This window comes from Exiguobacterium sp. UBA3968 (assembly GCF_002385115.1).
In the GTDB taxonomy this organism is placed as follows: Bacteria; Bacillota; Bacilli; order Exiguobacteriales; family Exiguobacteriaceae; genus Exiguobacterium_A.
Genome location: NZ_DGCW01000008.1, coordinates 25,837 through 40,684 on the forward strand (window position 1 = coordinate 25,837; position 14,848 = coordinate 40,684).

13 protein-coding genes are annotated in these 14,848 nt (G+C 47.5%); 7 read left to right on the forward strand and 6 right to left on the reverse strand.

The window, feature by feature from the left end; genetic code table 11:
• Positions 1 to 141: 141 nt before the first annotated feature.
• Entirely contained in the window at positions 142 to 1,071 is a 930-nt protein-coding gene (locus B3S86_RS14070) for a DMT family transporter (RefSeq protein WP_290753907.1), read from the reverse strand.
• Between the two features lie 188 nt (positions 1,072 to 1,259).
• On the opposite strand from B3S86_RS14070, the gene B3S86_RS14075 reads away from it, so the two are divergent.
• Positions 1,260 to 3,206, forward strand: a complete 1,947-nt coding sequence (locus B3S86_RS14075; RefSeq protein WP_396216272.1) for a heavy metal translocating P-type ATPase — start codon at positions 1,260 to 1,262, stop codon at positions 3,204 to 3,206.
• A 52-nt stretch (positions 3,207 to 3,258) separates the two neighbouring features.
• On the opposite strand, the gene B3S86_RS14080 is transcribed toward B3S86_RS14075, so the two are convergent.
• The 4 genes from B3S86_RS14080 to B3S86_RS14095 all read right to left on the reverse strand — a co-directional run bounded on the left by B3S86_RS14080 (position 3,259) and on the right by B3S86_RS14095 (position 6,691).
• Positions 3,259 to 4,167 carry a YihY/virulence factor BrkB family protein gene (locus tag B3S86_RS14080; RefSeq protein ID WP_035412690.1) on the reverse strand — a complete coding sequence of 303 codons (909 nt, stop codon included), beginning with the start codon at positions 4,165 to 4,167 and terminating at the stop codon, positions 3,259 to 3,261.
• Between the two features lie 86 nt (positions 4,168 to 4,253).
• Entirely contained in the window at positions 4,254 to 4,682 is a 429-nt protein-coding gene (locus B3S86_RS14085; protein ID WP_035412687.1) for an NUDIX hydrolase, read from the reverse strand.
• 25 nt (positions 4,683 to 4,707) lie between these two features.
• Complete coding sequence (locus B3S86_RS14090; RefSeq protein WP_035412684.1) at positions 4,708 to 5,619, reverse strand: PfkB family carbohydrate kinase; 912 nt, start codon at positions 5,617 to 5,619, stop codon at positions 4,708 to 4,710.
• A gap of 178 nt (positions 5,620 to 5,797) precedes the next feature.
• On the reverse strand, positions 5,798 to 6,691 hold the full coding sequence (locus B3S86_RS14095; protein ID WP_056063630.1) for a 1,4-dihydroxy-2-naphthoate polyprenyltransferase: 894 nt from the start codon (positions 6,689 to 6,691) through the stop codon (positions 5,798 to 5,800).
• Between the two features lie 159 nt (positions 6,692 to 6,850).
• Here B3S86_RS14095 and B3S86_RS14100 point away from each other — a divergent pair, with 159 nt between their 5' ends.
• The 6 genes from B3S86_RS14100 (at position 6,851) to menC (ending at position 13,997) form a co-directional block, all read left to right on the forward strand.
• Positions 6,851 to 8,236 (forward strand): isochorismate synthase, encoded by a 1,386-nt coding sequence (locus tag B3S86_RS14100; RefSeq protein WP_035412678.1) that lies wholly within the window; start codon positions 6,851 to 6,853, stop codon positions 8,234 to 8,236.
• The gene (gene menD, locus B3S86_RS14105) at positions 8,226 to 9,869 is read left to right on the forward strand and encodes a 2-succinyl-5-enolpyruvyl-6-hydroxy-3-cyclohexene-1-carboxylic-acid synthase (protein ID WP_290753915.1); all 1,644 of its coding nucleotides are present in this window, start codon (positions 8,226 to 8,228) and stop codon (positions 9,867 to 9,869) included. Before B3S86_RS14100 ends, menD begins: the two co-directional genes overlap by 11 nt.
• Positions 9,866 to 10,642 (forward strand): 2-succinyl-6-hydroxy-2,4-cyclohexadiene-1-carboxylate synthase, encoded by a 777-nt coding sequence (menH, locus tag B3S86_RS14110; protein WP_035412672.1) that lies wholly within the window; start codon positions 9,866 to 9,868, stop codon positions 10,640 to 10,642. Before menD ends, menH begins: the two co-directional genes overlap by 4 nt.
• A gap of 18 nt (positions 10,643 to 10,660) precedes the next feature.
• A complete protein-coding gene (menB, locus tag B3S86_RS14115; RefSeq protein ID WP_023469886.1) occupies positions 10,661 to 11,485 on the forward strand; it encodes a 1,4-dihydroxy-2-naphthoyl-CoA synthase in 825 nt (274 codons plus the stop codon).
• A 62-nt stretch (positions 11,486 to 11,547) separates the two neighbouring features.
• The gene (menE, locus tag B3S86_RS14120; RefSeq protein ID WP_290753918.1) at positions 11,548 to 12,930 is read left to right on the forward strand and encodes an o-succinylbenzoate--CoA ligase; all 1,383 of its coding nucleotides are present in this window, start codon (positions 11,548 to 11,550) and stop codon (positions 12,928 to 12,930) included.
• A complete protein-coding gene (gene menC, locus B3S86_RS14125) occupies positions 12,927 to 13,997 on the forward strand; it encodes an o-succinylbenzoate synthase (protein ID WP_290753920.1) in 1,071 nt (356 codons plus the stop codon). The genes menE and menC overlap by 4 nt, the downstream gene beginning before the upstream one ends.
• 76 nt (positions 13,998 to 14,073) lie before the next feature.
• On the opposite strand, the gene map is transcribed toward menC, so the two are convergent.
• Complete coding sequence (gene map / locus B3S86_RS14130; RefSeq protein WP_023467279.1) at positions 14,074 to 14,835, reverse strand: type I methionyl aminopeptidase; 762 nt, start codon at positions 14,833 to 14,835, stop codon at positions 14,074 to 14,076.
• Positions 14,836 to 14,848 lie beyond the last annotated feature (13 nt).

Genomic DNA, 14,848 nt, shown 5'->3' on the forward strand with positions numbered 1-14,848 from the left:
TATAGTCGCACTAGCCTTTCAGACAAGGCCGAATCGGTCTTCACTTGACCGTACAGAAAAAAGCCGAACGGGTCGGCTTGAGCAACGAACGATTGGGAGTTACTTTGATTGAAACTATTTTTGCACGATTCTGAATCTTCGTCAACCTCGCTTTTGAAACCATACAGGAAGGTATGTCGAGACTAAGATACCACTGACGACGAAGAGTAATCCAAGCAACGCTTGCGGTGGAATCGTCTCGCCGAGAATCAAGGCCGATAAACTGACACCATAGATCGGTACGAAGAACATGAACAACGACACTTTACTGACTGGATTATATTTCATTAGTAAGTTCCAAAGTGTAAATCCAGTCGCTGATAAGAAGGCAAGATACACGAGCATCCAAGCACTTGTCGTTGAAAAGGTGAATGGTGCGACGTGACCATCGAGAATGACTCCTGCGATAAAGAGACCGATTGATCCAATGACCATCGCCCATCCTGTCATCGGTGCCACCGGATAACGTGCTGAGTATTCTTTCGCGATCAAGTTACCGAATGCTCCGGAAACCATTGCCGCAATCAATAATCCTTCTCCAAGACCAAATGAGACACCTTGCCCACCTTGCGGCCAGTTGGCCAAGATGACACCTGTAAACCCAAGGAATAAGGCAAGTCCTTTGAATCGATTCAATCGATCGTCCTCGTACCGGAAATGAGCAAGTAACATTTGGAAGAACGAAGTCGAGCCGGCAATGATTGATCCTTGCACACCGGTTGATAAAGAGAGACCAATATAGAAAAAGACATACTGCAAGAACGTCAAAAAGAAACCAAGACGGCTATAGGCATAGGTCCGATTCTTCAGTGTAATCGTTTGTTTAAAGACGAATACACTGACGACAAGTAGCAACACCCCTGCTAAAAAGAAGCGATAGCTCGCAAACAATAGTTGCTCCCCGTATTCAGAAGACGTGATCTGTAATAATTCATAACTTTTCTTAATGAAGGGAAACGCACTTCCCCACAAAAAGGTCGTCAATAATGCAAAGACGACGAGACCAATCCGATGGGTTAAATTTTTTTGCATCTTTCTGGTTCCTTTCCTGTTCCTTTTCACTGAAGCATGGTATAGTAATTCTACAGATAATAATAATTATAATCTAGAGACAATGAAACTCATTATCAATCAGTTAAACTCATTGATATATCACATTCTCATTCTCTTTCTATAATGATTTCATTTCTCATTTACATTTTGAAAGGAGTTTTAATATGATGACTTCCACTACTACCGATGTTCAACAGCGTTCCGTATTCCGTCATGCTTGGGATGAGCATCACGAATTGATTCTAGCATTGTTTAGCGGAATATTGATTTTAGTTGCTTATGGACTCGAAAAATTCAATACGGCGTCTGCCGTTTATGTCACGTTGTACTTATCAGCATATGTGATTGGAGGATATGCGAAAGCAAAGGAAGGCTTGACGGAGACGTATCAAGAAAAAACGTTGAACGTCGAATTGTTGATGATTTTAGCTGCCATCGGTGCCGCTGCCATCGGCTACTGGATGGAAGGTGCGATCCTTATCTTCATCTTCGCGTTATCCGGTGCTCTTGAAACCTATACGATGAATAAAAATGAACGGGCGTTACAAAGTTTAATGTCCTTACAGCCAGAGGAAGCAACGCGTCTGAATGCAAACGGACAACTTGAAGTCGTTGGAATCGAGCAACTAGTAATCGGTAACCTCGTCTATGTTCGTCCCGGGGAACGCATTCCGGTCGATGGTGTCATCGTTCGTGGTCAAGCAGCAATCGAAGAAGCATCGATTACAGGCGAATCGATTCCTGTTGAAAAACAAACGGGCGATACCGTCTATAACTCGACCGTCAACATGAATGGCGTTTTGACGATTGAAATGACGAAAGCCGCTGATGAATCATTGTTCCAAAAAATCATTCATATGGTCCAAAACGCACAAAGTGAGCAGTCTCCCTCTGCTCAGTTCATCGAACGATTTGAAAGTCGTTATGTCAAAATCGTCCTCCTCGTCGTTGCCCTGATGATGGTCCTTCCTCATTACGTCGTCGGCTGGACATTCGAGACAAGCATTTATCGGGCGATGATTTTACTCGTTGTTGCTTCGCCTTGTGCGCTTGTCGCGTCGATTACCCCTGCGGCCTTGTCCGCAATCGCCGCATCTGCGAAAAATGGCGTTCTCTTCAAAGGTGGAGCACATATCGAGACACTCGGACAAGTCGACACGATCGTCTTCGATAAAACAGGGACTCTGACAACAGGTAAACCCGTCGTTACTGAAAGTCGGTACGCGGAAGGTATCGATATCCGAGCCGTCGAACAAGCGGTTGCTTCCATTGAAGCCCAGTCGAATCACCCGCTCGCACAAGCAATCGTTGATCACTTAAAAACCGATGTTCGCGAACCGTCAACGTTCAAAGATGTGACAGGATACGGGATTGAAGCAACTGTCGATGGCGTCACGTATCGCATTGGCAAGCGAGCATTCCACGAAGGTCTAGACGATCCATTCGTCACGATTGAACAGTCACTGAAAGAACAAGGGCATACAATCGTTTATGTCAGCAATGGATCACAAATCGTAGCACTTTATGCATTACGTGATACGATTCGTCCGGAAGCTAAAACAGCAATCGCCGCTTTAAACGATCTCGGCATCGCGACGATCATGTTGACAGGTGATAATCCGGTCACGGCAGCAGCCATCTCGCGTGAAGCGGGTTTAACGGACTTCGTCGCTGAATGCTTACCGGAAGATAAAGTGCGCTATATTAAGCAATACCAAACAGAAGGTCGGACCGTTGCGATGGTCGGTGATGGTATCAATGATGCTCCGGCGCTCGCACTGGCACATGTCGGGATTGCAATGGGTGAAGGAACGGATGCTGCGCTTGAGACTGCTGACGTTGTCTTGATGAAAAACGATTTAGGTCGTCTTGCCTACGCCGTGCATAAAGCCCGGAAGATGAACCGGATCGTCAAACAAAACATCACGCTTGCGATCGGTGTCATCCTTCTATTGATCGCATCCAACTTGTCACAGTTCCTAATCATGCCGTTCGCTGTCGTCGGACACGAAGGATCGACGATTCTTGTCATCCTGAATGGCTTACGTCTTCTTCAACAGGATGCTTTACCAACTCTCCCACAGCGTGTATCCGAAAAACGATTAGCCGCTTAATCATTAAAAAAACGTCTGACTGCCGCATGGCAATCAGACGTTTTTCGTCTCTTCATCCGAACGTATTCGTCGGAATCGAATCGAGTTCTGCTTGTTCCTTCAAGCGCTTTTCTTCCATCTTCTTCGGATCCGCTTTTTTCATGAATCGTTCCCATGACGCGTTCAATTCAGAACCAAGTAAGATGATCAATCCTGTGAAATAAAGCCATAATAACAAGATAACGACACTACCGAGTGAACCGTACGTCTGATTGTAGTTTGAGAAGTTCGAGACGTAGAATCCAAATCCGACCGATAGTAATTGCCAGACGATGACACCAAAGACGGCTCCTGGGATCGCTTCCTTAAAGGTAATCGGGCGCTTTGGTGCGACGCGGTAAAAGATCGACAGTATACCAATCAATAGAATCGTTGAAACGACGTAACGCAAGACCGTTAATAAGATTTTTTGCCCCATATCGATCGGGAGAACGAAATTCGCAAGATACGTGATGATTGGACCACCAAGAACGTTCAAGACAATTAATAATAACATCCCGATTCCGAGAACAATCGTGAGTAGTAAAGCAATCCCGCGTGCTGCGACAAAACCACGTGGCGAGAAATCACCATAGGCATGGTTCGCTGTCGTGATCAAGCGATCGACACCTTTTGAAGCGGACCAGATGGCAAGAATCGCACCAATCGATAACAATCCCCCCTGCGGATCCTTGATGGCTTGAAAAATCGTATCCGTGAATGTATTGACGGCCCCACCCGGTGCTAAGTCCCGGATTTGCGACTCAAGTGTCTGACGATCAATATCAAAGAACGACAAGACGGAAATGACGAAAATGATACCTGGGAAAATAGATAAAAACCAGTAATAGGCGAGTGTCCCTGCATAATCCGTAATGTTGTGATCGGACATTCGCTGCTTTAAGTTCAAGGCAAGCCCTTTAGGATCGCGTGAATGCGCCATCGTCATCTCTCCTTCATGAAAAAGAGGCAGTCAAAGACCACCTCATTGTTTTAATATACTTTTCCCATTTTATTTCAACTAAAACCTCATTCGTTTTCAGAAAGAATCAATTTATAGAACGGTTCTGTCATTTCTGCCAATTGTTTGGCAAGAGACGGTGGACGAATCGGCAATGACGGCAACTCGGATCGTTTAATCCAGACTGGTGTATAACCAGACCCTTCCTCTTCGAATTCTTCACCCATACCTGTTCCAAAGCGACCGCCAATTGCTTTCGCCCAAAAATAAGGGTTATCGAATCCGTTAAAACGGACGATGGCAGCAATGCCATTCAACTCCACGTCGACACCAAGTTCTTCATGTGCTTCACGAATCGCTGTCTCTTCTAGTGATTCTCCATCATCTTTTCCACCGCCTGGAAAGACATAATACGTTTCGTTCGGTTTATCCCGTCGAATCAACGCAATTTCATCCTGTTCATTTCGTAAAATGATCGCACTTCGTTGAATCGGCATGACGCCACCCCTTTTCAAAATTAATTCATTGAATGGCATCCAGCATTTCTGGAACCAATCCGTTTTCTGTCGAAGCGATGACTTCTGCCGCGATTTTCATGCCAAGCTTTAATGCCTCTTCTGCTGGTTTTTCTTTTGTCAATTCAGATAAGACAGCAGAGAAGAAGGAATCGCCTGCTCCCGTTGAGTCGACGACTTTTACTTTTTTCGTTCCAACATGACCTGACGTCGCCGTACGACGATCGACGTAGACCGCCCCTAGTTCACTCATCGTCACGACCGTGAATGGAGCACCTTTTTTCGCTAGCTCATTTGCTACATGAATCGCATCTTCTACCGTCACGATTGACAGATCAGACAAAATTTCTGCTTCTTCGCGACTGCAAATGAATCCAGTGAATCCTTGTAACAGATGACGATTCCGTTCAATGACGCTCAAGTGACCACAAACACCAAACAATGGCAACTCCATTTTGCGACATAGATGAATCAAACGTTCCAAGACTGTAACAGACAAATCAAGATCGATGGCAACGGCATCGACTCCATCGAGCGCATAGATTGATTGACGTAAAATCGCCTCTTCGAGCAACTTCGCATCCGGTTGTTTCGAGATTGAGGTTTGCAAGTCACCTTCGTTATCCATGACCGCTAGCCACATACCCATTCCATGATCTTCTAACATTTCGACATGATCCACATTCGCACCGTAAGATTTCAGCTCATCGAGCACTCCCACGCCAATCTGATCATTCGTAACCGTCGAGATAAAGCGAACTTCATTCCCGAGGACGGCTAAGTTTTGTGCTACGTTGCGTCCTGTTCCTCCATTCGAAAACGTGATGTCTCCTACGTTTTTCGCATCCTTGTGCAAAGGAGCGAACGAAGTTCCTTTTATGTCGACGAATACTTTTCCGATTACCGCGATTTTATTCATTCCAGTTCCACCTCTAACCATATTTCCTGATTCCCGATCCTTGAATTGATCTTTCAGGCACATTGCTTCAATTATAGTAAAATTTTAAATCAGTGACAACCGAAGCACTTTTTTTCTAACTGTTCGCTATCTTCTCATAAAAAAACAGCAAGCGAATCGCCTGCTGCTTTGTTTGAATTTAGATGTTCGCAATCACGAGACTGATTGCGAGTAATAATCCGAAAATCGTATTTACTTTGCCAGTCTGCGCCATACCAGGCATCAGTTGTTCTGGTGGCAAGTCCTCCCAGAAGAGACGGACCGTTTTAATCATGAGCGGAATACTTAACAACGCAAGTAAGGCAAACCAAGAGACTTCGAATGCCAGTACAGCAATGATGAGTGACAGGACAGCTGCCGCAAAAAATCCGATCAAAACGTACACGGCACGGCGATGCCCTACAAGACAGGCAATCGTTTTTCGTCCGTTGACCTTGTCATTATCCAAGTCCCGAATGTTATTTGCAAGCAGGATTGAACCGATCAAGATGGCAACAGGTATCGAAATCGCAATGGCTTCCGTTGGTACATAACCAATTTGCAAGTAGGCGGAGATCGCAATGATGATATATCCCATGAAAAAGCCAGCAACCACTTCCCCAAACGGTGTATACGCGATCGGTAGTGGTCCTCCGGTGTAAATATATCCGACGAACATCGAAATGAGTCCTACGACAAGCAACCACCACGAAGTCTCGATGCATAGATACACACCGAGTAGTGCGGAAATGCCATACAACGTAAGTGCAAATGCAAGAATCGTACCTGGCTTGAACCCATCACGTACGATTGATCCACCGATTCCGACCGATTCCTCTGTATCTAAACCACGTTTGTAATCGTAGTATTCATTGAACAGATTCGTTGCGATTTGAATCAACATCGATGCGATTAACATCGCTACGAACAAATCCAAGCGTATCGATTCCACACGTGGTGCGACAACTGCCGTACCGACGACGACCGGAACAAAACTTGCTGTCAGTGTATGCGGCCGTGTCATTCGCCAATAGACAGCGATTGATTTATTCATATAATAACCCCTTTCCTGTCTAAGTGTAGCGGGTTTCGTTTTTTGATGTCAATGTTCAATCCAAGATAGCTTATTCCTTCTTTTTTGTCCGCAAAAAGTTTACACTTAGAATAAGTGAAACATATCACAGTATCTACAGACTAGGGGGCAATGAGCGGTATGGCTTACGCTCAACAAGAGCTAAAACAGTGTATCGAACAGGCCGTCAGTCAGGCGAATGCCTCACAACGACCTATACTTGCTTCGTATTCATGGGAAATCGAAGCAACTGACATGCGTTCTCTCGAACAGGGTATCGAGGAACGATTTTATTTCGCGACACCTGATCGCTCGATGCGGGCCATTGGGTTTGGTATCGTACAACAACTTCAGGCTTCAGGAACGGATCGTTTTTTACGAATTCAATCGCAATGGACAAATGTGAATCGCGACCATGTCGGTCATGATTTGTTTGCGTTCAGCGGATTCTCTTTCACTGAACTTAACCAACCGGATTATCGCTGGTCTTCCTTTGGAGACGCTTCGATGACGATTCCGAAGTTTTTATTCTTAGAGCAAGATGGTAAGACACGCGTGACGATCTTTGCCCGTGTTGAACCGATGGATCAAGTCGATTCAATCTTAAATCAGCTCGCACTTGATTTCGCCAAAGTTAATCAACCGCAAACACCGACTTCGACAGGCGTCACGCGTTTACGTCTATCTCGGGATGGAAATGAAGCCTTTGAAGCCTCGTTTCAACAAGCGATGCATTACTTGGAGACAACACTTGAAAAAATCGTTTTGGCGCGGGAAGTCGTCTACGAACTGGACCGCCCACTTGATGTAGCCGCCGTCGTTGCTGAACTCGAAGATACGCAGCCCGGTAGCTATGTCTTCTGCTTCCAGCCGAATCCGGAAGAGGCCTTTATCGGAGCCACACCGGAACGACTCGTCCAAAAACGTGGACGTCGCCTTGAGACAGCAGCCGTCGCCGGTTCTGCACCGCGCCACGCGACGGATGAGATGGATGAGGCACTCGGTCAATCGTTATTACAAGATCAAAAGAACCGAATGGAGCACGGGATTGTCGCTGATTCGATCGAACGGACGTTATCTGCTTTTTCAGAGCAACTGGATTGTCCGGATACCCCGATTCTCTTAAAAAATCGTCATATCCAACATCTCTATACACCGATCACAGCGCGTTTAAAAGCAGATGTCACGTTATTCCAACTGATTGAGAAACTTCATCCGACACCTGCACTTGGTGGCGAGCCAAAGCAATTAGCGGTCGATGCGATCCAAGAGATTGAAACGTTCGAACGGGGTTGGTACGGTTCACCCGTCGGTTGGATGAACGGACAGGATGATGGGGAATTCATTGTTGCCATTCGCTCTGGATTATTTACGGAACGAGCTGTCATTCTTTATGCCGGTTGCGGTCTTGTTGAAGGTTCTCATTTCGACAGCGAGCTAGCAGAGACGGAAACTAAACTATCACCGATGTTACAAGCTCTTTCACACATTGGTTCGATTGAAAAGGATGATATTTATGTTGACTAAGTGGATGCACACGTTAATTGATACGCTCGTTGCGTCTGGTGTCCGGGACTTCGTCATCAGTCCCGGTTCCCGCTCGACACCACTTGCTATTGCAGCTTTTCTGCATCCGTCTAGCCGTACCCACGTCCTTGTTGACGAACGGTCGGCTAGTTTTTTTGCTTTAGGTTTAACACGGACGGAAGAGCGTGTTCGTCCCGTTGCGCTAATTTGTACAAGCGGTACCGCTGCGACGAACTATTATTCAGCAGTAACCGAAGCTAATATTTTTGAACTTCCATTGATCGTTTTGACTGCCGATCGACCTCATGAATTACGTAATGTCGGGGCACCTCAAGCCATCGATCAGGTCGGACTATACGGCAAGCAGGTTCGTCATGCATTTGATCTTCCCTTAGCGGAAGAAGCGAGTCTTCCTTACGTCGCTCATGTCGCACAACGTGCAACCCTGCTCTCCCTGACGGAACCGGCGGGACCAGTTCAAATCAACGTTCCATTACGTGAACCACTCGTGCCTGAACTCGATCTTTTACGAACAGGTCGTCCTGTCGGCGTTTTACCTGAACCGACATCGGGAGTAAATAACGCCTTAGCGATCGTGCTTCAGAAAGAGCGCCTTCTTTTTGTACTTGGACCACAACTTGCTGCCGCGGACAGTCAGATTGTCATCTCGTATGCAAAACAAGCAGGGATTCCGGTCTTAGCAGATCCACTCAGTCAAGGGCGGCAATCGCATGATGATCACGTCTTTGCCTACTACGATACATGGCTAAAACATCCGGCCACCGCTCAGCACGTCCGACCGGATCGAATCATTCGTTTCGGCGCCATGCCGACGTCAAAACCTTATCTGCTTTGGTCTCGGGATATTCCGACGACAGTCGTTGGTCATCCAGGGAATTGGCGCGATCCCCAACTCCATTCGGATTTCGTGATTGGTCACGCGCGACAACTCGAACATCATGAGCCCGTTCCGCATGACCCTACGTACCTCAATCTGTTACAACAGGCAGAGCGACGCGTCACCGATGCCTTTACGACGATCGATCAAGAGGAGATGACGGAGTATAACGTCGTCCGCGCGTTAACGACGTTACAAGAAGGAAGCCTATTCGTTTCGAACAGTATGCCAATCCGAGATATTGATTCGTTCTTGCCTACAGGAACACCCCTTCGTCTACTCGCGAACCGTGGAGCAAATGGGATTGACGGTATCCTCTCGAGTGCTCTCGGGGCAACGTTTGATGCCAAACACCGCTATTTACTCGTTGGTGACTTGGCATTCATTCATGATATCAACGGGCTGATGACAGCGCGCACACTTCCGTTAACGATCATTCTCGTCAACAATGCGGGTGGCGGCATCTTTAGCTTCTTACCGCAACAGCAACTCGAGCAAGCGGTGTTCGAGCCACTATTCGGTACACCGCAGCATCTCGACTTCGACTCCCTTGCCTCCGGCTACGGTGTGACCTATCAGGCGATTGATTCGATTGCTGCGTTACGTCAAGCACTTGCGGAAGAGACGAATGTCACTCGGATACTTGAAGTCAAGACAACACGAATCGAAAACGTACAGATGCATCGTTCGATTTGGGACGTGACGAATCAAGCGTTAGCCGAGGTATTCCGATGATTTTACGCGGTCATCCCTATCATGTGAAAATCGAGGGAGCTGGTCCACCGCTCTTATTACTCCACGGTTTTACAGGCTCCCTCTCGACGTGGGACATGCTAAGTGAGCATTTATCGACTCACTTCACCGTCTACCGCCTCGATTTGATGGGACATGGAGAAACGATACCAGCGTCTAATCAACGAATGCGTTTGACACAACAAGTCAAGGATCTTGAGGCGCTGCTCGCTACACGATCCGAGCCATGGATTGTCCTCGGTTATTCGATGGGCGGACGAATCGCCTTAATGTTGAGTGTCGTCTCTGAGCAAATCGCTCGAACAATCGCTGTTAGTACAACACCAGGTATCAAGACGGCAGTGGAGCGAAAAGTACGTCGTGCATCCGATCGTATGTTAGCGGAGCGACTCGAAAAGGATGGACTCGAAGCTTTCATTGATCATTGGGAGACACTTGGATTATTTAAACCTCAAGCGCTTCTCAAAGAACAACAACGCACGCGACTGCGTCAGGAGCGTATGTCTCAAACGGTTGAAGGTCTGAGTGCTTCGCTTCGAGCACAAGGTACAGGAAGCATGCCCTCTCTTTGGTCATGCCTTCCGAAAGAGATTGATTGGATCGTCGGGGAAGAGGATGAAAAATTCCGCGCCATCGCCTTACGAGCGGCATCACCTGAAAAAATTCACGTGATTTTGCATGCTTCGCATGCCCCACATATCGACCAACCGCAAAAGTTTGTTACAATGGTAAAGAATCTACTTATTCATCACTAACATATTGGGGGAATTCAAATGAAATACGCTCCGGAATGGGTATCAGCCCGTAGCTATGAAGACATCAAATATGAACAATGGAACGGGATCGCAAAAATCACGATCAACCGTCCAGAAGTTCGCAATGCGTTCCGACCACACACGGTCCATGAACTCATCGACGCATTTTCACGTGCACGTGACGATCAAAACGTCGGCGTCATCATCTTAACAGGTGAAGGCGATCTCGCATTCTGCTCTGGTGGAGACCAAAAGGTACGCGGACATGGTGGATATGTCGGCGACGATGAAATCCCACGTTTAAACGTCCTTGATCTTCAACGTTTGATTCGTGTCATCCCGAAACCAGTCATCGCTATGGTCGCAGGTTATGCGATTGGTGGCGGACACGTCCTTCACCTCGTGTGTGACTTGACGATCGCTGCAGACAACGCCCGCTTCGGACAAACAGGTCCAAAAGTCGGTTCATTCGATGCTGGATATGGCTCTGGTTACCTCGCGCGCGTCGTTGGACACAAGAAAGCGCGTGAAATCTGGTACCTCTGCCGTCAATATGACGCACAGCAAGCACTTGATATGGGACTCGTCAACACGGTCGTTCCACTCGCGGATCTCGAGCAAGAAACGATTCAATGGTGTGCTGAAATTCTTCAACATTCACCAACGGCTCTTCGTTTCCTCAAAGCGGCATTCAACGCCGATTCAGATGGTCTCGCAGGGATTCAGCAGCTCGCAGGAGATGCAACATTACTGTACTACACGACTGACGAAGCAAAAGAAGGACGCGATGCGTTCAAAGAAAAACGCAATCCTGACTTCGGACAGTTTCCGCGTTTCCCATAATGAAAAAAAGGTTCAATCGTCTTATGACATTGAACCTTTTTCGTATATTCATCAAAAAGGAAGTGACTATTTTGTATCCTTGGATCTATACACGGGCAAAAGAGCAACCGGATGACATCGCGCTCATTACGGAAACGGAGCGTTGGACGTGGTCTGAACTATATGCACGCGCGCATCGTTTGGCGAGTACGTGGGCGACGATCGTGACACGCGGAGACCGGATTGCTCTTTACGGTCCATCCAGTGCACAGTATATCGTCGCTCTTCACGCTGCTCAATTGCTTGAATTAACCGTCGTCCCGATCAACACTCGACTAACGCAAACGGAAGTGCTACGCCAATTCAAACAGGCAGATGTGCGGCTCGTCGTAACAGACCGGATACTCGATACAGCGATTCCGTGTCGAGCTTTCTCTTATGAAAAAGAAGCGCCCGATCTGTTAATACGCCATATGCCTAAACAATACGTCCAATCAATGCTCTTTACGAGTGGTACGACCGGACATCCGAAAGCTGTGGAACAAACGATGTTGAATCATTTCTCGAGTGCGACGAATGCCGCTCGTCATATCGGATCACTGCCAGAGGATCGTTTTTTGATTGTCACACCACTGTTTCATATGAGTGGGTTAGCCGTCGTCTATCGAGCGGTCATCTATGGAGTACCGATCATTCTCGAGCCACATTTTTCACCAGAACGCGCCTTACACTGGATTACGACGGAAAAAATTACACATGTCTCACTCGTCTCAGTCATGCTTGATCGGTTGCTCGACGCTGGACTACGTCGTCACGCGCTTCGCGTCGTACTGACAGGGGGTGGTCCTGTTCCATTACCGATTCTGACGCGTGCACTCGACCGCAATATTCCTGTCATGCAGACATATGGGATGACGGAAACAGCTTCTCAAATCGCGACTCTTCTGCCTGAGGATGCCTTACGAAAAATCGGATCAGCTGGACAAGCCATTTATCCGACGCAAATCCGCATCACGCGCCACCAAGAAATCGAAGTCAAAGGACCGACAATCATGAAAGGCTATTTTCATGATGAAGAGAAAACGGCAGACGCCTTTACAGCAGACGGTTTTTTCAAGACTGGTGACTTAGGACGTTTGGACGCCGATGGATACCTATATGTCCTCGATCGTCGAAGTGATCTCATCATCTCAGGTGGGGAAAATATTTACCCAGCTGAGGTCGAATCAGCACTTCTCTCGATTGATGGGATTCAAGAAGCAGGTGTCGTCGGACGATTCGATGCTAAATGGGGACAAGTTCCGGTTGCCTTCATCGTTAGTTCACTCGATGAAGCCATCATCCGAACGGAAATCAGTCAATTGCTCGCCAAATATAAATGTCCGGTTGATTACATCTATCATAGCGTTTTGCCACGCAATGCGAACGGTAAACTATTGCGGAAACAACTGAAGGAGTCGTTATGAGCATCACCCTCCGGTCTGCCGAATTGTTCGATGTACCGCTCGTCTTTCGTCGTCCGATGCAAACAGCACTCTCGACGTTAACGATACGCAGGACGACGATTTTGCGCCTGACCGATTCGGAAGGACGAATGGGTTACGGGGAAGGAGTCGCGTTTGATACACCGTGGTATACGTCCGAAACACAACATTCTCTGCAAGGAATCGCTTTACTGCTGTACCAGTTACTTGACCAACCGCTCCATCATCCAGCAGATGTCACGCACCGTTTCCGCATCGTGCAAGGCAATCCGATGGCAAAAGCGATGTTTGAAGGAGCAATTTATGAATTATTCGCAGCAGCTGCCGGACAATCGCTCGCTACGTATCTCGGAGGTGATGAATCATCCCTCGTACCTTGCGGGAAAGCACTCGGACGGGCTTCTGCAGCGCAGACCGTCGAAGCCGTCGGACAAGCGATCGCCTCCGGATATGGACGGATCAAGCTGAAGCTCGCTCCGACGGATACCGTCGTTCTTGAGCAAGTACGTGCCGCTTTCCCTGATGCGCCCTTGATGTTTGACGCTAACGGCAGCTTCACAGAAGCAGACTTTCCTTTATTACAGCATTGGGATTCATTCGGTCTCGTTATGATGGAACAACCGCTCGTAGCGTCGGATTGGTCCGGACTTCAACGTCTCGCTAAACTCTTGCAGACACCGATTTGTCTAGATGAATCCATCGTCGCTCCAGCGGATGCCGATTTGATGAAGACGCTTCACGCTGGTCAGATTCTGAACATCAAACCGGCACGTGTCGGTGGGCTGACGAACGCTTTGTCCCTTCGAACAAAAGCGCCCTACTGGCTCGGAGGGATGTTCGAGAGCGGCATCGGACGTCGTCAGACCCTTGCTTTCGCGACACTTCCAGGGCTCGCTTATCCGATCGATATGGCAAGTACTGCGGATTATTTTGAAGAAGATTTGCTCGAGACCCCGTATCATGTCGAACACGGACACATTCGCTATTTTGCTCCAGCCGTATCCGAGTCCCAATTAAACAAATTGGCAACCTCCCGGATCTCTTTGTAACAAGAACACCACGACGAAAAAGAGGCAATGGATTGACTTCCATTGCCTCTTTTTGTGTTTTATTATGCGAACTTTTTTAGAACGATTCTTTGCCTTCGACTTTCGTCAAAATCTCATACCCGTCCTTTAAGACGACGACAGTGTGCTCAAACTGTGAGACAAGGCTCCGATTTGGTGTGTATAACGTCCAGCCATCCCGCTCATCTTCGATACAGAACTCGTCTCCTGTTGAAATGAACGTCTCGACAGCAATGACTTGCCCTTCCTTCAGCAGATCGTTTTCTTCACGATTGAAGTAGTTCGAGATGGATTCCGGCTCACCATGAAGTGTCTTCCCGAGACCATGCCCCGCTAAGTTACGGATGACGGTGAAACCACTCTTACGCGTTTCAGCATAGATCGCTTTTCCGATCTGATTGACCTTCGTTCCGGCTTTGACCTTCTCGAGTCCTTTTTCAAGCGCCGTCAATGATACTTCAACGAGTCGGACATCTTCCGGACGTTTTGCTTCTCCTGCGATGACTGTTTTCCCCGTATCCGAATAGTAGCCATTCTTCACAGCTGAGACATCGACATTAACAATATCGCCTTCTTGAATGACATATTTACCGGGAATACCGTGTGCTGCGATATCGTTGACACTGATACATGTCGCTCCCGGAAAATCATACATGACGATCGGGGCAGATTCTGCTCCCTGCTCCTTCAGAATACGTGCTCCGATGTCATCAAGTTCCTTTGTCGTGATTCCTGGTTTGACGGCATCCGCCATCTCGTCGCGCGCCATCGCGACGATGCGTCCAATTTCTCGTAATGCTTCATAATCATAATCTAACACTTTCATTTCCTCC

Bases quoted from the DNA above. Each gene is read 5' to 3' on its own strand.
- B3S86_RS14070 (WP_290753907.1), bottom strand. From the start codon at position 1,071: ATGCAAAAAAATTTAACCCATCGGATTGGTCTCGTCGTCTTTGCATTA.
- B3S86_RS14075 (WP_396216272.1), top strand. From the start codon at position 1,260: ATGACTTCCACTACTACCGATGTTCAACAGCGTTCCGTATTCCGTCAT.
- B3S86_RS14080 (WP_035412690.1), bottom strand. From the start codon at position 4,167: ATGGCGCATTCACGCGATCCTAAAGGGCTTGCCTTGAACTTAAAGCAG.
- B3S86_RS14085 (WP_035412687.1), bottom strand. From the start codon at position 4,682: ATGCCGATTCAACGAAGTGCGATCATTTTACGAAATGAACAGGATGAA.
- B3S86_RS14090 (WP_035412684.1), bottom strand. From the start codon at position 5,619: ATGAATAAAATCGCGGTAATCGGAAAAGTATTCGTCGACATAAAAGGA.
- B3S86_RS14095 (WP_056063630.1), bottom strand. From the start codon at position 6,691: ATGAATAAATCAATCGCTGTCTATTGGCGAATGACACGGCCGCATACA.
- B3S86_RS14100 (WP_035412678.1), top strand. From the start codon at position 6,851: ATGGCTTACGCTCAACAAGAGCTAAAACAGTGTATCGAACAGGCCGTC.
- menD (WP_290753915.1), top strand. From the start codon at position 8,226: ATGTTGACTAAGTGGATGCACACGTTAATTGATACGCTCGTTGCGTCT.
- menH (WP_035412672.1), top strand. From the start codon at position 9,866: ATGATTTTACGCGGTCATCCCTATCATGTGAAAATCGAGGGAGCTGGT.
- menB (WP_023469886.1), top strand. From the start codon at position 10,661: ATGAAATACGCTCCGGAATGGGTATCAGCCCGTAGCTATGAAGACATC.
- menC (WP_290753920.1), top strand. From the start codon at position 12,927: ATGAGCATCACCCTCCGGTCTGCCGAATTGTTCGATGTACCGCTCGTC.